A 26,410-nucleotide genomic window follows, 5' to 3' on the forward strand; every position below is an offset into this window, starting at 1 on the left:
AATGATTGAGTTTTGGGGCGCGACCTTGGTGTTTTTTGTCCTTGGCGCAGTGATGTTTTTGTGGCCCCTTTGGCAAAAAAGTGAGCACGATCATCAAGGTAGCCGTGATGCACTCAACAAAGCCTTTTACTTTGATCGTGTAGAAGAAATTGAAGCGGAAAGTGCCGAAGGCTTAATCGATAATACGCGTGATTTGAGGCAGGATCTGCAGCAATCATTGCTGGATGATATCCCAGAAAAAGAGAAAGCCAAGCAAGCGCGTCATTTGCGTCTGACCCCGATGCAGTGGGTGCCAGGTTTGGTTGTGTTAGCCGTGGTCAGCTTTGGCTTGTATGGCATTGAGGGCAGTGCCAATCAAGTGGCGCAGTGGCAGCAAACCGCCAAACAGTTGCCTGAGCTATCAAAGCGGCTACTCGAGGGTGAGAAGCCATTAACCAAACAAGAGATGCAAGATCTTACCTTGGCGTTGCGGACCCGGTTGCAGCATGAGCCGCAAGACAGCACCGGTTGGTTGTTGCTGGGACGAATTGGGCTAGCAAACCGAGACGGAGAGACCGCAAAAGGGGCGATGGAGAAAGCCTATGCCTTGGCACCTTCACAGCCTGATATTCAAGTCGGGCTGGCGCAAGCCTTGTTGTTTGCCGGTGATGAAGCAGACAGTGCCCGGGCGCAGAATTTATTAAAATCTGTGGTGAAAGCGGATCCCTTTAATCTACAGGCGATGTCTTTGCTCGCTTATCAAGCGTTCGAGCAAGGGCGATATCAAGATGCTATTGCCACGTGGAAGGCGATGAAAACTTTGATAGGCAGTGACGATCCGCGTAATCAAACGTTAGATCAGTCGATTGCGCGCGCCAACCTAGCCCTCAACAGCGCCGATGGCGCGAAAGTCGCGGTAACAGTGGTATTGGATCAGCAAGTGCAGTTACCCGAGGATGGTGTGGTGATTATTTCCGCGCATGCCTCGGCCGACTCACCGATGCCAATCGCGGCTAAGCGCCTACCGTTATCTAAGTTTCCCTTATCTGTGGACTTGGCAGACACTGACAGCTTGAATCCTAACCAGGCGTTATCCTCGCACGATAAGGTAGTGATTCGGGCGCGGATTGACCAAGATGGCGACGTGGGCACCAAAGAAGGTGACTGGGTCGGGCAAAGTGATGCGGTGCGTCTAGGCAGCCACGCAGAACTGGTTATCGACAAACAGCAATAACCAAGACAAAATAGTTATCATTGTTAACAAGGCTGGGCATTCCCAGCCTTTCATTGTATAGAGGAATCCCATTTGATGTGGAAACGTCTGTGTTTGATGGTGGCGGTACTCGGCCTGTTATCTGGTTGTGTATCACGTCCGCCAGGTGCCGAGCCGCACCCAGAAGACCCGCTAGAAGGCTTTAACCGTGCAATGTGGACGGTCAACTACGACTATCTGGATCCCTATGTGGCGCGTCCTGTTTCAATCGCTTATGTTGATTACGTGCCAAGCCCCATGCGCACTGGGATTTCTAATTTTTTGGGCAACCTCGAAGAGCCCGCCAGCATGTTGAATAGTTTGATCATGCTGGAAGGCGAGAAAGCCGCGACCCATTTTAACCGCTTTTGGATCAACACCTTGTTTGGGTTGGGTGGCTTGATTGACATCGCGTCAGCGGCTGATATTCAAAAATATGATCAGCGCGAATTTGGTGATGCCATCGGTCACTATGATGTGGGCACGGGCGCGTATATTATGCTGCCTGGTTATGGGCCTACCTCAGTGCGAGAAGGCGCGGGCGAAGTCGTTGATGGCCTGTACCCGCCGCTGGCGTTACTTACCCTGCCGCAGTCGGTTTTAAAATGGATGTTTGATGGGATGGAGTCGCGCGCCGCGTTAGTGTCTCAGGAGTCGCAATTGGACAATTCGCCAGACCCTTATGCGTTTGCCCGCGACGCTTACCTGCAAAATCGCCGTTATCGCGCTAAAGGGGACGAGGCATTGGAGCAACAACCCGCTTTGGATGATGCGTTTCTCGATGACTTTATCGATGATATCGATGCCGCCCCGTAAATCAGCGTAAACGGGTCGGGTAAAACGCGATAAAAAAACACCACGGCCAAAGCCGTGGTGTTTTTGTTAGACAAGGCGTGATGCTTAGAAACGATAGCTGGCTTGTACGCCAACTAACCACACATTACCTGTGGTTTCGCCTTCAAATTTACCAAATCGAGCCTCTGCATTTTGCTCTGACTCAGAGTTGATGCCATCACGCGGCTCTTTCACCGGGGCATCTTTGGCAAACACATAGGTAAAAGCCGCATCTAGGGTGAGTTTGGGGGTTACCTCATAGCCGGCACCCACGCTTAACCAGGTACGGTCAGTTTCTGGGATGGTCAGGGTACGGTTTTTATCGCTTACTGCCGAGGTGTCATAGGCAACGCCTGAGCGCAACGTCAGTTTTTGATCCCACTGATAAGTGGTGCCGATGGCCAAGCGATAGTTATCTTCCCAGTTTTCTACTTTCACCTCTTGAGCGCCATTGAGGTAGGGGATATCGGCTTCTAACTTGTCAAAGCTGCTCCATTCGGTCCAGTTAATGCTGGTGTGTACCGCCCACTGCTCAGTGAGTTGATGCAGGGATGATAGCTCAGCCGTTGCGGGTAGAGTGAGATCCATGCTTCCGCCATAGGTCGACTTTTTTGGTTGCGTCAGTTTGTCTTCTGCAACTTGATTAAAGCTTAGTCCTTCGGCATGCCCATCCAGCGTTAGGTTCACTTCGGAGCGGTAATTAAAACCGACACGGTGCTTGTCATTAAGGTCGTACACGGCACCTAACTGCCAACCCCAGGCACGGTCATCGCCTTCCATGTATTTAAGGGTAGTTCCTTTTGGGTAGGGGCCGTACTGTGCGCTACTCTTGGCGCCAATACTCCCTTCCCCCAACACATAGCGGATACCGGCACCGAGGCGTAATTGCTCGGTGGCTTTCCAAGCGATATTAGGGTTGATTTCAAAGGTCGTCACCGCCGCTTCGTTACCAAACTGGGTACCGGTAAAGTCATTGCCTAACTCGGTTTCCATGCCAAAGTTGGTCGCGAGAGCCAGGCCTGCGGTCAAGCGATCGTCGATTTGATGCGAAAAGTAAAAGTTAGGGATCACGGCATCATGGGCAACATCATCGGTTGATGTCGCAGTCTTTTTACCATTCGAGGTGTTTGTCCCATCAATATCAACGTTAGGGTTCACGTAGATGCCACCGGCTGATACTTGCGTATCGGCAAGGTAGCTTAATAGCGCAGGGTTACGAAATTGCGCACTGGCGTTATCCGCCATTGCCGCTTCTCCTGCGAAAGCGCGGCCAAGGCCGGTTGCTGAGGTTTCTGCGAGCTGAAAACCGGCACTGTGTGCGGTGGTGGAAAGAGAGCCGAGCGCGGTAGCGACGGCAAGATAAAGGATCTTATTATTTTTCATCTGCTTACTTGTTCGCTGTATAAAGGGAGGCCTAGAGTAAAAGCTCGCGTGCGTAAATCAATTTATCGCTACGATAAAGGGTAAAAACAAAATAATGAAACAATAAAAATAGAATTATTAGTATTTTTATCTATTGGGTTGGCGAGCATTTAAGCGACGAGGGATGAATTCAGCGAACAGCTGTTACACATTACTAGGCGAAAAGTCATTGGTACGGAAGGAAAAATCGCAGCGCGCCCTCTCTGTCTACCGAGAGGGCGCACAATGAGTGGCTAGATCGCTTGGGGCGTGAGTTGCTGTTGCAGTTGCTCAGCAATGGGGGCGGCAGCGCTTGTTGCCTCGCCGACCACAATCACGCTCGCCGATTGCACGGGGCGGCTGACGGCTTGCATTTTTCCGTCACTTTTCTGCGCGGGCGACTGACTGGCAGACGGGACCACAAACACTGTATATGCTTGACCATCACTCTCCATGACCATGTGCAACGCATGTTGACCCCCAAAACTACAATGGTTGATGTAAGTGACCTCGCCCGGGAGCGCATTAAAAGCTTTGCCAAACGGCTGTAGTTTGGCATTGACTTGCTCAATGGTTGCCCCTTCGTTAATGCCTTCTATAAAGGCATGTTCGTGATAATAGTGCGCTAATGCCGTTTGATTAAGGTCGAGCGTGGCACTGCCCCAGTTAAACTGACCAAGTGCAATACCAAACACAAAGGCAATCGAGGCGGCAATGGCGAGATGCCAGCGTGGGCGTTTGACTCCTTGTTCCACATCGGTGGTTTGCGAAAACAAAATTTTATCGGGCAAATCCTCCGGTACCTCCACGCGAAGCGCCTGGTCGATTTTGCTGTCCAACTCGGCGATATCGTCCGCATAGCCTTGGTGACGTTCAGACTCGGCCTTGGCGGCTTGCAACTCAGGATCGGTATCATAAGGGTCTGCAAGTAGGCGGCGGCGAAATTCAAGATCGTCCATACTGTTGGCCTCCTGAAGTTGCGGTGGTGTCCAGTGCTTCTTTAAGTTGAGCGCGAGCGCGAAAGAGGCGAGTCATCACCGTGTTTTTGTTTAAGTCCAAGATTTGGGCGATTTCGTCGCCACTAAAGCCGGCAATCACCTGTAAGACCAAGGGCTCACGATATTCCGGTGATAACGCGGCAATTTGTCGGTGTAGCCAGCGCTGCTCCATGGACGCTTCTTCGCTGGGGCGGGTTTTGTCTTCTAGTTCGCCATCGTCAACGTCCACATGGTCAAACTGCTTCCGTTCGAAGCGTCTTGCATTCTCTCTGCGCAAAATGGTGATGAGCCAGGCTTTGGCTGCCTTGTCATCTTGCAAGCTGTCTAACGAGCGCCAAGCGCGTAAGCAGGTTTCTTGCACCAAATCTTCCGCGATATGCGGATCTTTTGCTAACCAGTAGGCATAGCGGTAGAGGTCACGGTGCCATGCGCGCACCAATGCCTCGTATCGTGCTTGTCGGGTCATACCGGATGAGCCTTTGTCCATGGGTTGCATCAGTCTATAGAGACCGAGTGATTTGTTATTTTATTTCATCTTAGGTGAAAAATCGGCACAAGTTTGATCTGTTTCAATATTAAAACACCGCAAGTCGGTAAAGTGACTCCTGTCGTTATCGGCCATGTGTCGACACTCGTGAGGTTGAGTGAACGGCGTTTCCTTTTTGAATGATATGACTTTCTGTTCGGATCTGGGTGCGGGAAAAGCACTGCACACTTCCCAGATTATCGTTTTGCTTTCCAATATTTTGGGGCCTGCGTTCGCGCAAGGCCCCTTTTTTTATTTTTCTTTTTGCTTCTTCGTTTGTTTACCATGAACCATTATGGTGACGCGGGGAGCGGATCTGTGCGCCTGTTGGCAATCTTACCAATCAATTAAAACGGATGTTTTAAGCTGGTAACAATTTGGTTACACTCGTGGTCAGACCTGTAGAACATCCTAAGGAGCAGTGATGACGTCTCAGCAACACCTCAAAACCAGCAATGGTGATCGCATTGCTATTGTGTCTGGGCTACGCACACCCTTTGCCCGCCAATCAACCGCTTATACTGATGTGCCGGCGGTCGATCTCGGCAAAATGGTGGTACAAGAGATGCTCAACCGAAGCAGTATTTCCCCGAAAGAGATTGATCAAGTGGTGTTTGGACAGGTAGTGCAAATGCCTGAAGCGCCAAACATCGCTCGCGAAATCGTGCTGGGTACCGGCATGGATATCCACACCGATGCCTACAGTGTCACACGTGCCTGTGCGACCAGCTTTCAAGCGGTCGCCAATGTGGCAGAGAGCATGGTCGCAGGCAATATCCAGGTGGGGATTGCTGGTGGCGCGGATTCATCATCTGTATTACCCATCGGCGTTAGCAAAAAACTGGCGCGGACATTATTGGATTTAAGCAAAGCGAAAACCATGAGCAAGCGATTAAAGCTGCTCAGTAAGCTTTCAGTGAAAGATCTGGCACCGGTTCCGCCTGCGGTGGCTGAATATTCGACGGGGCTGAGCATGGGGCAAACGGCCGAGCAAATGGCAAAGTCGCATCAGATCCCACGGGAAGAGCAAGATGCGCTGGCGCTGCGCTCGCACCAACTGGCGAGCAAAGCCTGGGATGAAGGCCTGCTCAGTGATGAAGTGATCACTGCCTATCCCGAGCCCTACAAAGCCTGGATTGCACAAGATAATAACCTGCGTCCTGACTCCACGCTAGAAGACTACGCCAAGCTGCGGCCTGCGTTCGACCGCAAGCATGGCTCGGTCACGGCAGCGAATAGTACGCCGCTTACCGACGGTGCAGCTGCGGTATTGATGATGCCAGAAAGTCGTGCGAAAGCATTAGGGCTTGAGGTGCTCGGTTACATTCGCTCGTATGCGTTCTCCGCCATCGGGGTGGAAAAAGACATGCTGATGGGCCCTTCTTATGCGACACCCATTGCGCTTGACCGCGCGGGTATTTCTCTCGCGGATTTAACCTTGATTGATATGCACGAGGCGTTCGCCGCGCAAACCTTGTCTAATGTGAAAATGTTCGCCTCTGATACCTTTGCTCGTGAGCATTTAAACCGTGACCGTGCGATTGGTGACATCGATATGGATAAATTCAACGTGTTAGGGGGATCAATCGCCTATGGTCACCCCTTTGCCGCGACAGGTGCACGGATGATCACCCAAACCTTACGTGAATTAAAACGTCGTGGCGGCGGTTTAGCACTGAACACAGCCTGTGCAGCAGGTGGCCTAGGCGCAGCAATGATCTTGGAGGCAGAATAATGACCACAGAAACCCAACAAGCCTTTCATTTAACGGTTGCTGAAAACCAAATCGCCTGGCTGACCATAGATGTGCCGGGTGAGAGCATGAATACACTGCAGGCAAGCTTTGTCGAGGGCGTTTCCGCGGTATTAGACCAACTCGAAAATGATAAAAACGTCAAAGGGCTAGTGATTCACTCGGGTAAACCCGATAACTTTGTGGCTGGTGCGGATGTGCGCATGCTCGAAGCCTGTGACAGCGCCGAGCAAGCCCGCGATATTGCCGCGCAAGGTCAAGCTCTATTTTCACGCATTGAGACGCTGCCATTTCACGTGGTGGCGGCGATTCATGGCCCTTGCTTAGGTGGTGGGCTTGAACTCGCGCTGGCCTGTCACAGCCGTGTGGCTACAGACTGGGATAAAACCCGCCTTGGTCTGCCAGAAGTACAATTAGGCTTATTGCCAGGGTCGGGCGGTACACAGCGACTGCCACGTCTTATCGGTGTGCCAGACGCTCTGGATATGATGCTAACCGGCAAACAGTTACGTGCCAAAAAAGCGAAAAAGCTGGGTGTGGTGGATGATTGTGTGCCGGATACCGTTTTGCTCGACGTGGCCGAGCAGCTGGCGCAGAAATCGAAACCAAAACGCCACCGTAGCTGGCAAAGCTGGATGCTGAATGGCAATGCGGTCGGGCGTAATATCGTCTTTGATCAAGCGGGCAAAAAAGCGCGAGCGAAAACCCGTGGTAATTATCCCGCCGCTGATGCCATTTTATCTGTGGTGAAAAAGGGGCTCGATAAAGGCTTGAAAGCCGGATTTGAGGAAGAAGCACGCCAGTTTGGTGAGCTGGTGATGACGTCGGAGTCTAAAGCGCTACGTAGCATCTTCTTCGCCACCACCGCGATGAAAAAAGAAAACGGGGCTGATGCTGAGCCGGGTGATATTAGTCGTATTGGTGTGCTTGGCGGTGGCTTGATGGGCGCCGGGATCGCGCATGTTTCGGTCGCGAAGGCCGGTTACCCGGTACGCGTGAAAGATGTGAGCGAAGATGGCATATTGAATGCGCTACGCTACAGCTACAAATTGCTGAACAAAAAGCGCAAGCGCAAACAGCTTAGCAAAGCCGAGTTGCAAGCCACCATGATGCAGCTATCGGGTGATACACAGGCGACAACCCTCTCTAACTCGGATGTGGTGATCGAAGCGGTATTTGAAGATTTATCGCTTAAACACCGCATGGTCGAGGAGATGGAGTCAATCACAGGTAACGACGCTATTTTTGCTACCAATACCTCGTCATTACCGATTCATCAAATCGCTGAGGGTAGCCAGCGCCCAGAAAACATTGTGGGCTTGCACTATTTTAGCCCGGTAGAAAAAATGCCGCTGGTGGAGGTGATCCCCCATAAAAACATCAGTGATCAGACGATTTCGACTGTGGTTAAGCTGGCGCGTCAGCAAGGTAAAACGCCGATTGTGGTCGGTGATAGCGCAGGCTTTTACGTTAACCGGATCCTTGCCCCTTATATGAATGAGGCCGCGCGTGTGTTGTTGGCAGGCGAAACGATTGAACATATCGATACCGCGCTATTGGACTTTGGTTTCCCTGTTGGGCCAATCACTTTGCTTGATGAGGTGGGCATTGATATTGGCGCTAAGATAGCGCCTATCCTGACGCAAGAGCTGGGTGAGCGTTTTGAAGCGCCGGATGTCTTCGATGTGCTGCTGAATGATGACCGCAAAGGACGTAAAACAGGTAAGGGCTTCTATCGCTACGATGCCAGCAAAAAAGGCAGCAAGGCCAAGCAGGTGGATAAGAAAGTTTATAGCTTGCTGAATATCACCCTAAACGCCCAGTTGTCCGGTCATGAGGTGGCGCAACGTTGTGCGTTAATGATGCTCAATGAAGCGGCTCGTTGCCTCGATGAGGGCGTGATTCGCTCTGCGCGTGACGGTGATATCGGTGCGATTTTTGGTATCGGCTTCCCGCCGTTCTTGGGTGGACCTTTCCGCTATATGGACCATATCGGCATCGATCGTGTGGTCAACTTGCTCAACGAGCATCAAAATCGTTATGGTGAGCGCTTTGCACCCTGTGAGCGTTTAACCGTGATGGCCAAAGAGGGACAGGTGTTTTATCCCGAGGGGTAAGGCAACGCAAGTGGAAGATACGAGGGCAGCCAGTGGCTGCCCTTTCTGTTTGCTGGGCGATCAGTCTTCACTACGCTGACATAACGCGCGGAAGGCTGCGATGTCCGCAATCGGATAGGTCCCATCTAGGTGCGCGTCTTGTTGATGGTCGGTCCCGCAACTGTGCATCACTAACCTATCTGCGGTTCTCGGTTTGAGTGTGTTGACCACAAACCGCACCATATCCGCGCGGCTGAGTGTCGCCATCGCCTCCGCAACCTGCTCGCGACGTTGGTATTGATAGTCTTTGTTGCCAATACTGATCCAGTAACGTTGAGCGCGGGCGCGCAGATTATTATCCGGCTCTCTCACTTGTGCTAATAAGCTTTGTTTACTGCTTTGCCAGCGCGCTTCTGTCATTTCCAACAGCACCATGAAAAAGGCATTCAGAAAATCATCAATCGCTGCCATTAACTGGTTAGGACCTGCCATGGGGGACTGGACATAAAAAATGAGTCCAGGGTGGCGGTTTAGCGGTAAGTTGTTGGCACCGACCATGTAACCTAGTTGCTGCTTGGTGCGCAACTCGTTAAAAAAGGTTGCGGACATCAGGTGGTTGGCCAATGTGTAGGTTGCCACTGCCTGAGGATCGGTGGATGGACTTTGGTAATAGACCAACAGTGCCGATTCGGGGTGGGAGAGTGCTCGTTCCACACTCACGGTGCCAACATCTTTGAGCAACATCAGTGGGCGCACAGATTCTTGATACACTTGGTTCTTAACACGCAGGCTATCTTTCACTGTTTCCGCTAAGGCTTTGGCATGATGGCGGTGCCAATTACCATACACAAACATATCGACATGCAAGGTGGCGAGCATGGCATCGACAAAGTCAGGTAAGTCACTCAGGGTCACCGTGTCCAATGCCGCTAAAAGGGCGTGGTACGGTGGGTTATTAGGCTGAAGTAGCCCGGTCATGCTGTTATATAATTGGCTCAGCGGCTTATTCTTTTCTGCGTTTTCCCAGCTGCGTTGCAGCTGCGCTTTTATGGTCTCGAAGCGCTCAGGGTTGAAACTGCGCTGAGAGAAGGTTTTCAAGATAAGTTCGAGCAATAGCGGCTGTTTGTCATTGAAGCCACTAAGTGTCAGCGTCACCCCACCTTGGTGCGCGTATAAATTGTAATTTATTCCCGCAATTTCAGCCTGATAGGCTTGCTCATTCAGGGCTTCGAGTAACATTTCGACACTTAAGCGGGTCATGACAATGTTTTTCACCGTCGCCACGGCATGTGGGCTATCGATGGCGATATAGATATGGCCTTTGGGCACGCGAAAGTGTGACTCTTGGCCATGCCAGAGGCGAAAGCCAGGCAGCTCTTCAATTAAGCTTGGTTCCTCACTGGCGTCTTGCTCGATAGCTATTGGGTGCAAGGCATCAGCAATATACGGGTTGGGGTCAGGCAGTGTCAGTGCCGGTGAAATGTAATCCGTTTTCCATTTGGCAATTTGTTGCGCAGAAAACCGTTTCACCGCGTAAGGCGTGTGATACCAATCGGCACGCTGATCGTAATGTTGCCCTTTGGCAACCAGCATCACGCGAAGGTTATCGACGCTCATATGTTGCAGCATGGCTTGAATCTGGAGGCGATCGAACCCTGCCATCATGTAGTCGCCGTACAGAAGATCGGTTGGCGCATAATGCTGCATGTTCATTACCAAATGACTGACGGTATCAATAGGGCGCTGTGGGTCTTGGTAATGAAATGCCAGCTCTTGGACTTGCCGTTTTTCTTGATAGCGCCAAGGTTGTAATCCATCGCGCCGAATGAGGGCAATGGTTTGAAAAACATAGGTAATAATATCGTCGAGATGGCTCAGCCCTAATGGCGTCAACGAAAAGCCGAGGGTAAATTCACGAAAATCTCGCCCGCTGATCCCACCACCTGCAGACAAGGTGTTGATATAGCCTTTGTTTTTTAATAATGACATCAAACTCCCAGGCCCCTCATAACCCAGTAAGTGGGCAATGTAAGACAAAGGCTTAGTGCGGTATTGCTCGGGGCTTTCAGGGACAGAAAACGCCAAGGTGAGCTTACGAACCTCTTTTAAAGGTTCAATCGTCACCCATTGATGCTGCTCATTCTTGGTGGTCAGGGGCGCATTGATGGCAAGTTCAGGGTAGTGATGGTTGGCAATGGTGGAAAAATACTGTTTCGCGAAGCGCTCAAGCTCATCCAATGACTGTGGCCCGGTCAATGCCAGTGTCATGAGATTGGCGCTATAGTTAGCTCGGTAAAAGGCGATGAGATCATCACGTACATTGGAATCATCACGATCCGCGAGCGTCTCGACACTGCCAACGGAGAACTTGGCAAACGGATGGTTAGGATTGATGGTTTCTTTATGAACTTGATAGATACGTCGCACGTCGTCATTGAGCTTCATGCGATACTCGGCGTCGACCGATTGGCGTTCTTTATCTACGGCATCGGCATCAAAACGGGGTGAAATGAAAAAGGCGCTGAAGCGATCTAAGCTTGCCGCGAACTGGCTGGGGCGAATATCGAAAAAGAAGGTGGTGTGCTCGGTGCCTGTCCACGCATTATTGTGGCCACCATGCTGGCTAATAAAGCGCTGAAAGTCACCGATGACGGGGTACTGATCCGTCCCCAAAAAAAGCATATGCTCGAGAAAATGCGCCAGCCCTTGTCGCTCGACTGGGTCGTGAAAGTGACCGACATTCACCGACAATGCCGCGGCACTGCGATGCGCATGTGGGTCATTCACCAATAAGACACGTAATGCGTTAGGAAGCGTGATATAACGGTAGTGTTTATGGTCGTTAGGGCTGACGTGCACAAGCATCTCACTATCAGAGTAAATAAGTTAGTAGTAAGTATGACTACCAGTGACCAGAGTCGCAAACCACTTATTTGGTCTTTTGCGGATCATCTTGATAGCATGCAGCCAATCTTGGCATATGAATGTGGGTATTAAGGCGATGAAATTAATCATAATGCGTCATGGCGAAGCGCAAGCATTTGCAGCCAGTGATAGCGACCGCGCGCTCACGGCCAATGGTGAGCAACAGAGCAAACAGATGGCGACGTGGCTGAACCAGCAATTAGATGGGCAAGGGATTGATAAAGTGCTGGTGAGCCCTTACTTACGTGCGCAGCAAACCTGGCAGGTGTGTGCGCCTTTGTTATCCGATGCAAAAGAGGTGATCACAGAACAAGAGATCACCCCTTTTGGGCAAAGTGATCGTGTCTATGATTACCTGAATGCAATGATAGAGGTTGAGAAACTTGACGTGGTCTTGGTCGTCTCTCATCTGCCTTTAGTCGGATACCTTACCAACGAGTGGGTGCAAGAAGGGCAACCGCCGATGTTTGCCACGTCAGCCATGGCGTTGATTGAGGTCGATATCACCAACCAACAAGCGTCGCTGAGTGCGCATATGTCGCCACGACAGCTTCTAAAATCGTAATCGGTAAAAAGTGCTTGACGCGCATCTGTCTCTTTAGCGATAGGTTACTAGCGCTCGGGCACTTCTATCAGCACCAACAAGGCGCCATCCCCCCCAAACTCCCTTGGCGCTTGGTGAAACGCCATCACATTGGGGTGCTGTGCCAGCCACAGTGGAATTTTGTCTTTGAGTACCCGTTTACCAATCCCGTGCATCACACTGGCGCAACGAGTGCCGTCTTTCACACAGGCCGCGAGCATCGCCCCCAGCTCTCGCTTGGCTTCTGTTTGGGTCATTCCGTGTAAATCGAGATAGATATCGGGCACATACACACCACGACGAAGCCGCTTGACCTCGTATTTAGAGACATCCTGACGGGCGTACTGCATTGGACCCGATTCATTGAGCAGCGGCTCGAACTCATCGGAAAAGTAAAATGCATGATCGCTACTCTGTCGTTCAAACTGACGTTGTTTGCGCGTCTTGGTCGTCTGGCGTTGTGGTGGGTTTATGGTATCCTGCTTCAACTTTTTTGCGCCTTTGACGGCATCACGGAATAGCGCCAAGTCCTCTTCCGTCATCGATGGTTTTTTGCTCATAAAAAACTGTCCCCGAGGTGATGACCTGAATTGTACATTCAGCTAGCTCAAAATGCTGCTTATTGTACTGACCTCGCGTCAAAGGGCGACCCCAAATTGCATGAAGCCGATGGAGGCCAATGTGGATACGATTTTTACTGAAGAAGTGGTCAGTGAGTTACATACGCTGCAAGACATGCTGCGCTGGACAGTCAGTCGTTTCAATGCGGCAGGCTTGTTTTATGGCCACGGCACCGACAACGCGTGGGATGAGGCGGTACAGCTGGTGTTACCGACACTCTACTTGCCGATAGATGTACCCTCAGAGACGCGCTTTTCGCGACTGACCACCAGTGAAAAACATCGTATCGTTGAGCGTGTCATTGCACGTATCAACGATAAAACCCCAGTCGCATATTTAACCAACAAAGCGTATTTCTGTGGCTTAGAGTTTTTTGTCGACGAGCGTGTACTTGTGCCACGTTCACCGATAGGTGAGCTTATCCAGCAAGAATTCGCTGGCATCTTGCCTCACCCTCCTCGCCGGATTATGGATTTATGTACGGGCAGTGGCTGTATCGCTATTGCTTGTGCCTATGCGTTCCCAGAGGCAGAGATCGATGCGGTGGATATTTCCACCGATGCGCTGGATGTCGCTGAAATCAATATTCAGGATCATGGCTTGGAAGAGCAAGTGATCCCGATGCGGTCGGATTTGCTTAAAGATGTCCCGCAAGATAAATACGATTTAATCGTAAGCAACCCTCCCTACGTCGATGCGGAAGATATGGACGACTTACCGGACGAGTTTCGCCATGAACCTGAGCTGGGGCTTGCCGCCGGCACGGATGGGTTGAAACTGGTGCGTCGGATGCTTGCCAATGCCCCCGATTATCTGACAGACGATGGCGTGTTGGTGTGTGAGGTTGGTAATTCGATTGTGCACATGCAAGAGCAATACGGTCATTTGCCTTTGCAGTGGATTGAGTTCGAAAACGGCGGTCATGGTGTGTTTATGATCAGTCGCCAAGATCTCGTTGCGTGTGCGGATGAATTTGCCCTTTATCGCGACTAGAGGCAGTACCCACCGATCATGATATAAAGCCAGCCTCGTGCTGGCTTTTTAGTCTCTAACACTTGCAGTCGCTCCGTTGCTCACCTGGATTTTCTTTGCGTATTTGATTGCTTTATGGTTAATTGCTAACAAAGTACGCAAAAATACAACAATGCCCATCAGGCAAGTAGAGGAAGGCATGGCAGGCAACACGATAGGACAGATATTTCGCGTCACGACCTTTGGAGAAAGCCACGGCGTTGCATTGGGGGCGATTATTGACGGCTGCCCACCGGGGTTAGCATTGACTGAAGCGGACATGCAGCATGATCTCGATCGCCGTCGTCCTGGGACGTCGAAATACACCACTCAGCGCCGTGAACCGGATGCGGTGAAAATCCTTTCTGGGGTCTTTGAGGGCCAAACCACGGGGACATCGATTGGCTTGATGATCGAAAACACCGATCAGCGCTCCAAAGATTATTCCAAAATCAAAGATGTGTTTCGCCCTGGGCATGCAGACTATACCTATCACCATAAATATGGCATCCGCGATTACCGCGGGGGCGGCCGTTCATCGGCACGAGAGACGGCGATGCGTGTCGCCGCAGGCGCGGTGGCTAAAAAATACCTCGCGCAAGTGCATGGTATTCAAGTGCGTGCTTACTTGGCGCAAATGGGCGAGGTGACCATCGATACGGTGGATTGGGCGCAAGTTGAGCAAAACCCTTTCTTTTGCCCGGATGTGAACAAACTAGAGGAATTGGATGCGCTGATCCGTCAACTGAAAAAAGACGGAGATTCAATCGGTGCCAAGCTCACCGTGGTGGCAGAAAACCTTCCTGTCGGCCTTGGCGAGCCAGTGTTTGATCGCTTAGATGCGGACATTGCCCATGCGTTGATGGGAATTAACGCGGTGAAAGGGGTCGAAATCGGAGATGGGTTTGACGTGGTGAATCAGCGTGGCAGTGAGCATCGTGATGAAATTCACCCTGACGGCTTTGCCTCAAACCATGCGGGAGGCATTCTTGGTGGGATCTCATCAGGCCAGCCACTAGTGGCACATTTAGCGCTCAAACCCACCTCCAGCATTACCGTGCCGGGTAAGAGTATTGATGTTCACGGTGAATCTGCGGATGTGGTGACACGTGGTCGTCATGACCCGTGTGTAGGGATCCGCGCCGTGCCGATTGCCGAAGCTATGGTGGCGATTGTGCTGATGGACCATTTGCTTCGTCACCGCGGCCAAATGGGCGCATAGCGATATCCCAAACGTTTCATCTTCTTTAACCCCATCTGTCGTTTTGGATAGGTGGGGTGTCGTTATTGTTTAAGATTATGACCCACAATTATCACGACTTGATCCAACTTTTTAACCAATCCTTTCTTGCTTCTTTCAATACTGAGCTGGTGCGTGGCGGGGATGAGCCTATTTACTTACCTGCTGATGCCGATCATCCTCATCATCGTGTGATTTTTGCGCGCGGCTTTTTTGCCTCGGCATTGCACGAAATTGCACACTGGACCATTGCCGGTGAGCAGCGTCGTCAATGGGAAGATTATGGCTATTGGTATCATCCGGATGGCCGTGATGCTAACACGCAAGCCGCCTTTGAGGCCGTCGAGGTGAAGCCACAGGCGATTGAATGGATCCTCTCGGCAAGCTGTGGGTTTCGCTTTCAAGTGAGCTGTGACAATTTAAGTGGTGTTGAGCCCGATCGCCACGCGTTTACTGAGAAAGTTCGGCAACAAGTCGTACAGTATGTCTCGGATGCATCGACAAGCACCGCTTTGCCCGTGCGCGCCAAGCAGTTTTCTGATACCTTGCGAGACTTTTATGGTGTTGCGCCGTTGACGCCAGATACCTTTACGTTGCCAAGCCAAGGTTAAAAAGATGAAAGTTCAAGACTATGAAGCACGCATTTTAGCGTTAATCGATGAGATGGTGGAAACCGCCTCAGACGATGAATTGTTTGCCAGTGGCTATTTACGTGGCCACGTTTCTTTAGCGGCAGCGGACTGTGAGTTGGAGGGGGTTGATGAGGTGTCAGCATTGAAAGCGCGCGTCGATGCTAGTCTCAATGACAATGCCAGTGAGCTGTCACCCGGCGACCAACGTCTCGTCGGGGCGCTGTGGGATTTATTGCAACAGCAAGTGGAAAAAGACGCGTAACACACTGTTTTAAATGAGACACTAAGCGGTATCGAAAACGGTACCGCGTAGCAAAAGAAAGCCATCGCCTCGGTGATGGCTTCTTTGTTGGCCGTGACGCGCTATAGTGTTTTACCTTTTAGCAGCTTACGAACCCACATCCGCCCTGGGTGCAGCGTGTCTAGGACCGACTGAGGTAAAGGTAAAGGCTCGTCACAAAGCTGAGCTGCTAGCACTTCTGCCGCCAATGGCGCTGAAGTGAGGCCGCGAGAGCCGAGCCCCAGCAAGCAAAATAACCCGGGATAAACGGGAACGGCGTCCGCTTTTTCTTTGTCTTTTTGCAAGGTTTGGTAGGCAGACACCAAGGCGTCGTAATCACACACGTTGCCCACAAAAGGTAAATGGTCGCGACTGGCACAGCGCACGCCAACGCGTCCGTCTTCCGCCAGAGGCACCGCGTGTGCCCAGTCTGTATCGACACAATCGGTTAAGCGCTGTTGATTTTCAAGCTGATCGGCGGCTTGGAACGCTACGTCCGCATTATTGCGACAATAGCTGGCCCCTAGACAATGCTCGCCCGCCTGATTAGCCGGGGTTAAATAGCCCTCGAAACACAATACAGTGTTGAGCTTACTGAGTTCGGTATTGGTGGGCACATGGCTGACTTGGCCGCGCACCGGATAAACGGGAATAGGCTGTGTTTGGCTGAAGCTATCTGCTTGGTGGCCGTTGGCGATCACCACATTTGGGTGGTGAACCTCACCCATGCTGGTCTCGAGTGTCCAACCATTGTTCGATTGTGTTAGCGCTCTCACGGGACAATCAAAATGGGCACGTAGCTGTCCGCTGGCAATGGCTTTATCTATTACACCCGCAGTAAACTGTTGCGGGCTTATCCAACCGCCAAGCGGATAAAACACGCCGGCATGCCCGGTTTCTAAGCCGACCTTATCGCTCACGCCATCGGCGTCTAACGGCGTGACCAATGCCTCAGGAAAGGCGCCATCGGCCATCTTAGCAAGTTTAGCGGCACTCTTGTCGTTGTAACCCAGCTGTGTCACCCCACACCAGTCGTGCTCAAAGGCGATGCCTTGGACGTTTTGTTGTTGAACAAACTGTCGTGAAAACAAAAAGGCGGGGGCAAAAAACTGACTTAAATTATCGTTATTGCCATTTAAAAGCGGATAAATGGCGCCTTGATGGTTCCCTGATGCGCCAGCAGCCGGGCGCGGGTCTTGGCAATACAGCGTGACTTGCTTGCCCCGTTGCAATAATGCGGTGATCAAGGCGGCACTGGCAATACCGCCGCCAATAATGGCGATGTCGTCCGCTGTTGAAGCGGGTGTGCGGGCATACCATGGTGAGTAGCTGGCATGGGCTTGGCGAGCAGGCAGTGCGCCTGCCAACATGTCTCGCTTGTGGCCAAAACCTTTCACCTTTTTCATTTCAAAACCGGCCTCGATAAGGCCACGACGCACAAAGCCAGCGGCGGTAAAGGTGGCGCAGGTGCATTGCTCGCGTGCAAGTCGTGCCATGCCATTAAACAAATCTTGGTTCCACATCTCTGGGTTTTTGCTTGGGGCAAAGCCGTCTAAATACCAAGCATCCACCACCCCTTCAGGGCCTGTTGGCACTTGTGGTAACCAATCTTTAATATCACCAAACCACAAATCGAGTGTAATCTGACCTTGAGCCAACACGATCCGTTGACAACCGGCTAACGGCACAGGGTAGTCGGCGCGTAGCCGTTCAGCATAGTGTGCCAGCTCTGGCCAAGCTTGATGTGCACGGGCGAGATCCTCTACTGTCAGGGGGTACTTCTCAAAACTGATAAAGTGAAGCTGGGTCACGGGCGCGTTTGGATGGGTTCGACGGAACTGCTCGAAAGCCGCCCAAGTGGCCAGGAAGTTGAGCCCAGTGCCAAAGCCGGTTTCCGCAATCACGAACCGAGATGATGTGGCGGTTTGCCAACGTGCGGGAAGTTGGTTTTGTTCGATGAACACGTAGCGGGTCTCGGCCAAACCGTCGTGATTGGAAAAGTAGACGTCATCAAACTGTTCCGCGACGGGGGTGCCCGTGTCATTCCAGCTGATTTTTGCGTGGTCGATCGAGGGAGTGCTCACAAATGCCTCTTACACAGGAAAGGAAAAAGCAAATTGTACTGGCTCAAAGGAAAGCTGACCACTTATCAGCTTCAAAAACGCTATCATCCACTGCGAAATTAACGTCTAGGAAAGAATCATGAAACGAGCTGTCATTACAGGCATGGGGATTGTTTCCAGTATTGGTAACAACGTCAAAGAAGTGCTGGAGTCGCTCAAAGCGGGGAAATCTGGCATTAACTTTTCTCAGCAGTTTGCAGATATGAAGCTGCGTAGCAATGTTTGGGGGGATCTCAAACTCAACCCAGCCGACCATATTGATCGCAAAAGAATGCGCTTTATGGGTGACGCGGCGGGTTTTGCCTACTTGGCAATGGAGCAAGCCATTGAAGACTCGGGCCTGGCTCCTGAGCAAGTTTCTAACCCACGAACTGGTTTAGTGGCCGGTTCAGGTGGTGCGTCATCGGTGAACCAAGTCACCGCGGTTGATACATTACGCGAAAAAGGCGTGAAGCGTGTTGGCCCTTACATGGTGCCACGGACCATGTCATCGACTGTTTCAGCCTGTTTGGCTACCCCGTTCCAAATTAAAGGGGTGAACTACACCATGAGTTCTGCGTGCGCGACCTCGGCGCATTGTATTGGTCACGCCCTTGAGCTGATTCAGCTAGGCAAACAGGATGTGGTGTTTGCCGGTGGCGGTGAAGAGCTGGATTGGTCACTGACCATGATGTTTGACGCCATGGGGGCCCTTTCAACCAAATACAACGACGACCCGCAGAAGGCCTCTCGTACCTATGACGCGGAACGAGACGGTTTTGTGATCTCTGGTGGTGGCGGCATGCTAGTCGTGGAAGAGCTGGAGCATGCGCTGGCGCGTGGTGCGACCATCTACGGTGAAATTGTCGGTTACGGTGCAACGTCTGACGGCTATGACATGGTGGCGCCGTCGGGTGAAGGCGCGGTGCGCTGTATGAATATGGCGATGCAAGATGTAGAGGGTGAGGTTGATTACATCAACACTCACGGCACCTCAACCCCAGTAGGAGATGTAAAAGAGCTTGGCGCGATTCAGGAAGTGTTTGGCGGCAAGAGCCCAGCGATTTCTGCGACTAAGTCAATGACAGGTCACGCGCTCGGCGCGGCGGGGGTGCACGAAGCCATCTATTCAACCCTGATGCTTGAGCAAGGTTTTGTCGCGCCAAGTATCAACGTGGAGAACTTGGATCCCGCGGCTGAAGGGTTAGATATTGTGACGCAACCGCGAGAGCAAGCACTGACGCGCGTGATGTCCAACAGCTTTGGCTTTGGCGGTACCAACGCCACCTTGGTAATTGAAAAATATCGCGGTTAATACAATCGCCCCTTTTTCCAGGTATGCAGAGAGGCTCTGCCATCAGACACGGACCATTATCGTTGAGAGCCGTTAATGGTCTTTTCAGGTCCTGGATTTACCCGGCTTCGGCCGGGTTTTTTTCTGCCTGAGGCCACCCGGTGAGCGGGTTATCCACTCAGTTCAAGGGTGTTTTCTTACCGTGAGATAGATACAATGATTTTCTTGCATTGAGCATCCGATAAGCGATGCACCGACTCACACAGGACGTTGAACGTGAAAATTGTTGTAGACGAAAACATGCCTTATGCCCAAACCTTGTTTAGTCAATTGGGTGAGGTGGTTGCATTACCCGGGCGCGCAATCCGTGCGACGGATTTGATTGATGCTGACGCATTAATGGTGAGAAGCGTCACGCAAGTGAGCCATGCTCTGATTGACGGTGCAACTCGTCTGCGTTTTGTCGGTTCAGCCACCGCGGGTGAAGATCATCTTGATTTTAACGCCTTGCACGCACAAGGCATCCACGGTACGGCGGCGCCTGGCTGTAACAAGGTTGGGGTGGCGGAATACGTGATTAGCGCCTTGCTAGTATTAGCGCAACAGCAAGGCTTTAAGTTGACCGACCGAACGGTCGGTATCGTGGGCGTGGGTCATGTGGGGCACTACTTGGCCGAGCGGCTTGCGGCACTTGGGATTAAAACCTTACTTTGCGATCCCCCTCGTCAGGAGCAAGAAAACCTGGCTGACATGGTGGACATTGACACCCTGATCGCACAATCGGATGTGGTCACTTTCCATACCCCTTTGACCACGACCGGAGCGCACCCCACTTATCACCTCATGAATCAAGCTCGGTTAGATGCGCTTGCGTCAGGAAGCATTTTGATAAACGCCGCTCGGGGGCCGATTGTTGATAATCAGGCACTTAAAGCGCGGTTAGCGCGAGGCGATATTGATGCGGTGTTGGATGTTTATAAACATGAGCCCGAGGTTGACCTTGCCCTGATGGACCAGCTTACGTTTGCTACGCCTCATATTGCAGGCTATGGTCTGGAAGGCAAAGCCCGTGGTACTACCATGGTCTTTAACGCACTGTGTGAACACCTGGGCCTGCCTCATCGTGCCCATGCCTGTGAGCTGCTGCCCTCCGCGCCGATTCCACAGGTTGCCTTGGCACAGCCGTGGCAACAAAGTGATCTGATGGCACTGACGCAATTGGTCTACGATATTCGCCGAGATGACAGTGATTTTCGTCGGGCCATGCATGCGGCCGGTGATGACAAACTCGCTCAGCGTGCAGCCTTTGACCAATTACGGAAAAATTACTGGGATCGACGCGAGTACAGTGCGATCACGGTAGCCGGACAGGCTGATTTCGGGTTACAGTCGCTGGCTAAGCTGGGCTTTAGTATTGAGGAGCATGCATGACACAAGCATTTGACGTTGCCATTTTGGGCGCAACCGGTGCGGTAGGACGCACCATGATCGAGATTTTAGAAGAGCGCGATTTCCCCATTGGCACGCTACACCTCCTCGCCAGTGAGCGGAGTGCAGGTGAAACCATCACCTTTAAAGGCGAGAGCCTGCGTGTGCAAAATGTCGACAAATTTGATTGGACACAGGTTCAGCTTGGCTTGTTCTCGGCGGGCGCACAGGCTTCTGCGCATTGGGCGCCGATTGCAGCGGAAGCGGGCGTCGTCGTTATCGATAACACGTCGCAATTCCGCTATGACTTCGACGTGCCCTTGGTGGTCCCTGAAGTGAACGCAGCCGCGATTGGTGACTTCCGTAATCGTAATATTATTGCCAACCCAAATTGCTCGACGATCCAAATGCTGGTGGCATTAAAACCTATTTACGATGCCGTCGGTATCGAACGTTTAAATGTGTCTACCTACCAATCGGTCTCAGGATCAGGGAAAGCAGGCGTTGATGAGCTTGCCGGGCAGACGGTTAAATTGCTTAACAGCCAAGATGCGGAGCCTGCGTTATACAGCAAGCAAATTGCCTTTAATTGCCTACCACACATCGACCAGTTTATGGAAAATGGCTACACCAAAGAAGAAATGAAAATGGTGTGGGAAACCCAGAAAATTCTTGCCGATGAGATGATAGGGGTTAACCCTACCTGTGTGCGCGTGCCCGTGTTTTACGGTCATGCTGAAGCCGTGCACCTTGAGTGCCGTCAACCGATTGACGCAACGGAAGCGGTAGCGATCTTGAGTCAGCATGAACACATTGACGTCTTTGAAGGGGAAGATTACCCCACTCAGGTGAAAGAAGGCACTGGCTCAGATAAGGTGCTGGTGGGGCGTATTCGCAACGATATTAGTCACCCTAATGGGCTCAACCTCTGGGTGGTAGCAGACAATGTGCGTAAAGGGGCCGCGACTAACTCGGTACAAATTGCGGAAGTATTGGTTCGCGATTACCTTTAAGCAACAAGCGTCGCACCCATAAAAGAGCGTGATAGCCCGCCCATCACCACACTAGGTTGATTGATACCCCATCCGTTGATGGGGTATTTTTTTAGGCATTAATTTTGCAAAGGTGGGCGATACGCGACGTGTGACGATGCTATCATCGAGTCAAAACTGAGGCAGAGCGCCCACAGTTTGATCGCGCAACACACTTTTATATCACCAAACTACAGTTTTTAGCATGGCTTCCGATATAGTTAGATATTTAGTGAGGCCATTTTTGCCATAAGGGAGTGCGGGTGTGTCCAACGCACAGCAAAGTGAACAGTCTTCTTCTCAAACTCGATTGACCATAACCTCGCATCGCGTTAAGCGGCATCTTATTGCCGTCGCAGGGGTATTGGCGGTTGCGCTTGTCAGTGTTTCAACGGTGCCGGTCGAAGCGGCAATACGCATTCTTGGTCCGCAAGATGAAATGGCGGCTGAAACCGCTTCGCCCCAACCAACGCCAGCGGTTGCATCGGCACAACAATATGGTCCAACCGGGGCCAATGAAACCTTGTGGTCGATTGCGACTCAAATGCGCCCTAATACGCAAGTGAGTGTGTATCAGACGCTCGGCGCGATTTTTCGTCTGAATACCGACGCATTCACCAACAACAATATTCATAGTTTGCAGCCGGGTAGCACTTTAGTGATGCCGACGCTGGCGCAAATTGAGCGAGAAAGCACCCAAGATGTGGTCAATCGGCTTGAAATTGATGAAGCGCGTAAGCAAGCCCAAAATACCACGCCACTCAGCGAACAGGTTGAGCAACCGAGTCCGCAACCGTCGCCAGCGCCTTCAACGAACACCCAGCCGGAACAATCGCAACCTGAGCAAACAAGCCAAGACACTTCCCAATCCAGTGAAGAGACTCAGCAAGCCAGTGCGCCTGAACCTCAAGTGGTACAAAACTTACAGTCTCAGCTGCAAGCGTCAGACCAAGAAATGACGCGTTTGGTTGAGAGCAATCATGTGCTCAAGGTTCGTTTGTCTGAGGTTCAGCACGAGCTGAGCGCCCTAAAAGAGCAGATGAGCGGTGATGCTGAAATCAATAAAGAGATCCGGGCATTTTTAGAAAAGCAGCGTCAGCAACAGGTGGCTGAGGACACTCAACCTCCCTCAGTGGTTGAATCTTTACTTGATAGCCCATTATTGCTTGCCATGTTGGCCATCATCCCGGGGGCCTTGATTACAGGGGCCATTTTCTTCTTCCTCGCGCGTCGCAGAAAGCAAGAGGAAGACGCGGAAGAGCCTGCGGCACTGGATCATGATGATATAGACGATATGCCCGTGGTCATGGTGCCCGATCCGGATGAAGACGATGTTGACGATCCGCAAGATGACGATGAGTTAGAGATCACCGATGATGAGACGGCGAGTGAGGATATCGCGTTTGGCGATGATACCGACCTGGACGATCTCGATCTGGATGACGAACTCGATGATATGGCAGGCAATGAATCGAGTGTCGCGCCTACCAGCGATGATGCTATCGGTCTTGAAGACATGGAGCGCGCGCTGGATGAGCTGGCCGATACGCCGCCGGCTGATAAGGATAGCGCTGCCGATGACACATCATCCGACGAGGGGGACGAATCGGAAACGGGCGACACAGAGCAACCTGAAGAGGAAATGAGTGCTGATGAAGCGCTTGCCGCCGAGTGGGCTAAAGCGCTCGAGGAAGGCAATGACAGTGATGTCGACGATATCGATGCCTTGTTAGCAGGTGAAGCTGATGGAAACGCCGCTGAAGCCCCAGCGGAAGAGCCTGAGAGCGAAAGCGCCGAGACGAAAGCGCAAACGTCAGAAGAGCGCGAAGACAATGACGAGCAAGCGCCAAATGACGCGCTATTTGACTCGGTGCTCGACGATGAACCTGAGCTGGATTTAAGCCAAGACATTGATTTATCTGATGATGATAACGATGACAACGTTTCTCTTGATAACACAACCGAGTTGCTTGATGAACTTGTCGGTGATGAAGAGGACGAAGATAGCTGGCTCAATGAAGGGGATGATACCGAGGGCGAATTCGATGAAAGTAGTGACGCCTTACTGGATGAAGTCTTAGACAAAGATGATGACCCTCATTTAGAAGATTCTGACGCTTTACTCGAAGAAGTGTTGGGGGATGACGATGAACCCGACCCACTCGCTGATGATGATCCAGCATTGTGGGGAGAAGAAGACGACAGTGATCCGAACGAAGCGGAGTTAGAGCAACTTCTTTACGCGTCGGATACGCAAACAGAAGAAACACCTGACACTGATCCAGGATCAGAGACAGGTGCTGAGCAAGACAGCGACGCTGACGCACCAGCGGACACTCCCGCCGCGGCAGAGTCTAGCGAGGCCGATGAAGCATCCGCAGCGGACGATCACGCGGAAGACGAGCCGCAAGCAGCGTTAAGTGAAGACGATGCACCGGCGGATGAATCGGCTGAGCCAGAAGCCACGAGCGAGGCCGATGACGCACCCGCAGCTGACGATCACGCGGAAGACGAGCCGCAAGCAGCGTTAAGTGAAGACGATGCACCGGCGGATGAATCGGCTGAGTCAGAAGCTACGAGCGGGGTCGGTGACGCACCCGCGGCGGACGATGACGCGGAAGACGAGCCGCAAGCAGCGTTAAGTGAAGACGATGCACCGGCGGACAAATCGGCTGAGCCAGAAGCCACGAGCGAGGCCGATGACGCACCCGCGGCTGACGATGACGCGGAAGACGAGCCGCAAGCAGCGTTAAGTGAAGACGATGCAGAGGCGGACGAATCGGCTGAGCCAGAAGCCACGAGCGAGGCCGATGAAGAACCCGCGACGGACGATCACGCGGAGGATGAGCCGCAAGCAGCGTTAAGTGAAGACGATGCAGAGGTGGACGAAGCGGCTGAGCCAGAAGCCACGAGCGGGGCCGATGAAGAACCCGCGGCGGACGATGACGCGGAGGATGAGCCGCAAGCAGCGTTAAGTGAAGACAATGCAGAAGCGGACGAATCGGTTGAGCCAGAAGCCACTAGCGAAGCCGATGATGCACCCGCAGCGGACGATCACGCGGAGGATGAGTCGCAAGCAGCGTTAAGTGAAGACGACGCAGAAGCGGACGAATCGGCTGAGCCAGAAGCCACTAGCGAAGCCGATGATGCACCCGCAGCGGACGATCACGCGGAAGACGAGCCGCAAGCAGCGTTAAGTGAAGACGATGCACCGGCGGATGAATCGGCTGAGCCAGAAGCCACGAGCGAGGCCGATGACGCACCCGCAGCTGACGATGACGCGGAAGACGAGCCGCAAGCAGCGTTAAGTGAAGACGATGCAGAGGTGGACGAATCGGCTGAGCCAGAAGCCACTAGCGGGGCCGATGAAGCACCCGCAGCTGACGATCACGCGGAAGACGAGTCGCAAGCAGCATTAAACGAAGACGATGCTGAAGAGGACGAATCGGCTGAGCCAGAAGCTACCCGCGACGAAGATGAAGCGGTTGATGATGACGGCGATAATCTCGACGACATTAGCGAAGAAGACTTACTTGATTTAACCAGCCTACCAGAGTACGACGAAGAAGCGGCATTGGCAGACGCTGAACCGGTTGACGAGCAAGAACAAGCGGATTTAGATAGCGTGCCAGAGCCAGAGCCAGAGCCAGAGCCAGAGCCAGAGCCAGAGCCAGAGCCAGAGCCAGAGCCAGAGCCAGAGCCAGAGCCAGAGCCAGAGCCAGAGCCCGAAGAGCAGCGAGAGCTAGAATCTTATTTAGATGAGCAGCAAGAGGGTGACGTCGCCAAGGAAACGCCTGAGCGTGATGAGCGAGATATCAGCGATCTCGACGATGACGATCACCAAGTGGGTGGCTTAAACATGGAGGCATTGCTCTCCGAGTCAGACGATGACACGCCACTGGATCTTTCCTCACTGTCCGATGAAGAAGCGGCGGTTTGGCAGGCTGATAATGAACCTGAGCCTGAAGCAGAGAGTGAAGACTGGAGTCAACAGCCCGCCATCGATCCGGCGTCATTGGAAACCTTTGAACTCGAGGAAGCCTTAGATGAGGATCTTCTGAGTGAGGGAGAAGCAGAGAGTGAGCTGATTGGTGAAGAGCAAGAAGAAGATGACTACATCAGCATTGAGGAGCTCATGCGAGATGATGGTTCTACGCCAGATATTGATCCTGATAAAGCGGAAATGAATCTGAATGTGGGTTTAGATGAGTTTCCTGATGTGTTAGAAGATATCAGTGCCATTGATGTGGATGGTGATACCGCGAGTACTGAAGCATCGACGAATCTTGACCTTGCCAAAGCGTACTTGGAAATGAACGATATCGATGGGGCGATTTCTTTGCTCGAAAAAGTGATGCAGTCGGGCAACAAGGCCTTGCAGCAAGAAGCACGTCAGTTGCTAGAACAGCTGAGGTAGTGAAAAA

General features: G+C 52.1%; 19 protein-coding genes. 13 read left to right on the top strand and 6 right to left on the bottom strand.

Features of this window, described 5'->3' with window-relative positions; all coding sequences use genetic code 11:
- Window position 1 precedes the first annotated feature (1 nt).
- Both ccmI and BZG13_RS02310 read left to right on the top strand, forming a co-directional pair.
- Complete coding sequence (ccmI, locus tag BZG13_RS02305; RefSeq protein ID WP_069360733.1) at window positions 2-1,213, top strand: c-type cytochrome biogenesis protein CcmI; 1,212 nt, start codon at window positions 2-4, stop codon at window positions 1,211-1,213.
- Between the two features lie 75 nt (window positions 1,214-1,288).
- Window positions 1,289-2,047: an MlaA family lipoprotein gene (locus tag BZG13_RS02310; RefSeq protein WP_077484675.1), complete on the top strand. Its 759-nt coding sequence runs from the start codon at window positions 1,289-1,291 to the stop codon at window positions 2,045-2,047.
- Window positions 2,048-2,131: 84 nt separating this feature from the next.
- Here the strand turns inward: BZG13_RS02310 and BZG13_RS02315 are convergent, their stop codons facing one another.
- The 3 genes from BZG13_RS02315 to BZG13_RS02325 all read right to left on the bottom strand — a co-directional run bounded on the left by BZG13_RS02315 (window position 2,132) and on the right by BZG13_RS02325 (window position 4,930).
- On the bottom strand, window positions 2,132-3,448 hold the full coding sequence (locus BZG13_RS02315) for an outer membrane protein transport protein (protein WP_077484677.1): 1,317 nt from the start codon (window positions 3,446-3,448) through the stop codon (window positions 2,132-2,134).
- 272 nt (window positions 3,449-3,720) lie between these two features.
- Entirely contained in the window at window positions 3,721-4,425 is a 705-nt protein-coding gene (locus BZG13_RS02320) for a DUF3379 family protein (RefSeq protein ID WP_077484680.1), read from the bottom strand.
- A complete protein-coding gene (locus tag BZG13_RS02325; protein WP_235607575.1) occupies window positions 4,412-4,930 on the bottom strand; it encodes a sigma-70 family RNA polymerase sigma factor in 519 nt (172 codons plus the stop codon). The genes BZG13_RS02320 and BZG13_RS02325 overlap by 14 nt, the downstream gene beginning before the upstream one ends.
- 484 nt (window positions 4,931-5,414) lie before the next feature.
- On the opposite strand from BZG13_RS02325, the gene fadI reads away from it, so the two are divergent.
- Both fadI and fadJ read left to right on the top strand, forming a co-directional pair.
- Window positions 5,415-6,725, top strand: coding sequence for an acetyl-CoA C-acyltransferase FadI (gene fadI / locus BZG13_RS02330; RefSeq protein ID WP_077484684.1), 1,311 nt, complete (start codon window positions 5,415-5,417; stop codon window positions 6,723-6,725).
- Window positions 6,725-8,860, top strand: a complete 2,136-nt coding sequence (gene fadJ / locus BZG13_RS02335) for a fatty acid oxidation complex subunit alpha FadJ (protein ID WP_077484686.1) — start codon at window positions 6,725-6,727, stop codon at window positions 8,858-8,860. Before fadI ends, fadJ begins: the two co-directional genes overlap by 1 nt.
- A gap of 60 nt (window positions 8,861-8,920) precedes the next feature.
- Here the strand turns inward: fadJ and BZG13_RS02340 are convergent, their stop codons facing one another.
- Window positions 8,921-11,698 carry an insulinase family protein gene (locus BZG13_RS02340; protein WP_198935497.1) on the bottom strand — a complete coding sequence of 926 codons (2,778 nt, stop codon included), beginning with the start codon at window positions 11,696-11,698 and terminating at the stop codon, window positions 8,921-8,923.
- 142 nt (window positions 11,699-11,840) lie between these two features.
- Here BZG13_RS02340 and sixA point away from each other — a divergent pair, with 142 nt between their 5' ends.
- Window positions 11,841-12,329: a phosphohistidine phosphatase SixA gene (gene sixA, locus BZG13_RS02345; RefSeq protein ID WP_077484688.1), complete on the top strand. Its 489-nt coding sequence runs from the start codon at window positions 11,841-11,843 to the stop codon at window positions 12,327-12,329.
- A 47-nt stretch (window positions 12,330-12,376) separates the two neighbouring features.
- On the opposite strand, the gene smrB is transcribed toward sixA, so the two are convergent.
- Window positions 12,377-12,907: an endonuclease SmrB gene (gene smrB / locus BZG13_RS02350; RefSeq protein WP_069360725.1), complete on the bottom strand. Its 531-nt coding sequence runs from the start codon at window positions 12,905-12,907 to the stop codon at window positions 12,377-12,379.
- Between the two features lie 121 nt (window positions 12,908-13,028).
- On the opposite strand from smrB, the gene prmB reads away from it, so the two are divergent.
- The 4 genes from prmB (at window position 13,029) to BZG13_RS02370 (ending at window position 16,113) form a co-directional block, all read left to right on the top strand.
- Window positions 13,029-13,961, top strand: coding sequence for a 50S ribosomal protein L3 N(5)-glutamine methyltransferase (gene prmB / locus BZG13_RS02355; protein WP_069360747.1), 933 nt, complete (start codon window positions 13,029-13,031; stop codon window positions 13,959-13,961).
- A gap of 178 nt (window positions 13,962-14,139) precedes the next feature.
- Window positions 14,140-15,201: a chorismate synthase gene (aroC, locus tag BZG13_RS02360; RefSeq protein WP_077456341.1), complete on the top strand. Its 1,062-nt coding sequence runs from the start codon at window positions 14,140-14,142 to the stop codon at window positions 15,199-15,201.
- Between the two features lie 77 nt (window positions 15,202-15,278).
- Window positions 15,279-15,830 (top strand): elongation factor P hydroxylase, encoded by a 552-nt coding sequence (locus BZG13_RS02365; RefSeq protein WP_077484891.1) that lies wholly within the window; start codon window positions 15,279-15,281, stop codon window positions 15,828-15,830.
- Window positions 15,831-15,834: 4 nt separating this feature from the next.
- Entirely contained in the window at window positions 15,835-16,113 is a 279-nt protein-coding gene (locus BZG13_RS02370; RefSeq protein ID WP_077484690.1) for a YfcL family protein, read from the top strand.
- Between the two features lie 101 nt (window positions 16,114-16,214).
- Here BZG13_RS02370 and mnmC read toward each other — a convergent pair whose 3' ends face one another.
- Entirely contained in the window at window positions 16,215-18,215 is a 2,001-nt protein-coding gene (gene mnmC, locus BZG13_RS02375) for a bifunctional tRNA (5-methylaminomethyl-2-thiouridine)(34)-methyltransferase MnmD/FAD-dependent 5-carboxymethylaminomethyl-2-thiouridine(34) oxidoreductase MnmC (protein ID WP_077484692.1), read from the bottom strand.
- 118 nt (window positions 18,216-18,333) lie between these two features.
- Between mnmC and fabB the strand changes: the two genes are divergently transcribed.
- The 4 genes from fabB to BZG13_RS02395 all read left to right on the top strand — a co-directional run bounded on the left by fabB (window position 18,334) and on the right by BZG13_RS02395 (window position 26,403).
- A complete protein-coding gene (gene fabB / locus BZG13_RS02380; RefSeq protein ID WP_069360721.1) occupies window positions 18,334-19,548 on the top strand; it encodes a beta-ketoacyl-ACP synthase I in 1,215 nt (404 codons plus the stop codon).
- Window positions 19,549-19,803: 255 nt separating this feature from the next.
- Window positions 19,804-20,958 (top strand): 4-phosphoerythronate dehydrogenase, encoded by a 1,155-nt coding sequence (locus BZG13_RS02385; protein WP_077484694.1) that lies wholly within the window; start codon window positions 19,804-19,806, stop codon window positions 20,956-20,958.
- Entirely contained in the window at window positions 20,955-21,968 is a 1,014-nt protein-coding gene (locus BZG13_RS02390) for an aspartate-semialdehyde dehydrogenase (protein ID WP_077484696.1), read from the top strand. Before BZG13_RS02385 ends, BZG13_RS02390 begins: the two co-directional genes overlap by 4 nt.
- Before the next feature lie 283 nt (window positions 21,969-22,251).
- Window positions 22,252-26,403: a FimV/HubP family polar landmark protein gene (locus tag BZG13_RS02395; protein WP_077484699.1), complete on the top strand. Its 4,152-nt coding sequence runs from the start codon at window positions 22,252-22,254 to the stop codon at window positions 26,401-26,403.
- Window positions 26,404-26,410: the final 7 nt, after the last annotated feature.

Source organism: Salinivibrio sp. ML323 (assembly GCF_001995745.1).
GTDB lineage: Bacteria > Pseudomonadota > Gammaproteobacteria > Enterobacterales > Vibrionaceae > Salinivibrio > Salinivibrio kushneri.

Bases quoted from the DNA above. Each gene is read 5' to 3' on its own strand.
- BZG13_RS02320 (WP_077484680.1), bottom strand. From the start codon at position 4,425: ATGGACGATCTTGAATTTCGCCGCCGCCTACTTGCAGACCCTTATGAT.
- aroC (WP_077456341.1), top strand. From the start codon at position 14,140: ATGGCAGGCAACACGATAGGACAGATATTTCGCGTCACGACCTTTGGA.
- ccmI (WP_069360733.1), top strand. From the start codon at position 2: ATGATTGAGTTTTGGGGCGCGACCTTGGTGTTTTTTGTCCTTGGCGCA.
- BZG13_RS02390 (WP_077484696.1), top strand. From the start codon at position 20,955: ATGACACAAGCATTTGACGTTGCCATTTTGGGCGCAACCGGTGCGGTA.
- sixA (WP_077484688.1), top strand. From the start codon at position 11,841: ATGAAATTAATCATAATGCGTCATGGCGAAGCGCAAGCATTTGCAGCC.
- BZG13_RS02310 (WP_077484675.1), top strand. From the start codon at position 1,289: ATGTGGAAACGTCTGTGTTTGATGGTGGCGGTACTCGGCCTGTTATCT.
- BZG13_RS02370 (WP_077484690.1), top strand. From the start codon at position 15,835: ATGAAAGTTCAAGACTATGAAGCACGCATTTTAGCGTTAATCGATGAG.
- fadJ (WP_077484686.1), top strand. From the start codon at position 6,725: ATGACCACAGAAACCCAACAAGCCTTTCATTTAACGGTTGCTGAAAAC.
- BZG13_RS02365 (WP_077484891.1), top strand. From the start codon at position 15,279: ATGACCCACAATTATCACGACTTGATCCAACTTTTTAACCAATCCTTT.
- fabB (WP_069360721.1), top strand. From the start codon at position 18,334: ATGAAACGAGCTGTCATTACAGGCATGGGGATTGTTTCCAGTATTGGT.
- smrB (WP_069360725.1), bottom strand. From the start codon at position 12,907: ATGAGCAAAAAACCATCGATGACGGAAGAGGACTTGGCGCTATTCCGT.
- BZG13_RS02325 (WP_235607575.1), bottom strand. From the start codon at position 4,930: ATGACCCGACAAGCACGATACGAGGCATTGGTGCGCGCATGGCACCGT.
- fadI (WP_077484684.1), top strand. From the start codon at position 5,415: ATGACGTCTCAGCAACACCTCAAAACCAGCAATGGTGATCGCATTGCT.
- BZG13_RS02315 (WP_077484677.1), bottom strand. From the start codon at position 3,448: ATGAAAAATAATAAGATCCTTTATCTTGCCGTCGCTACCGCGCTCGGC.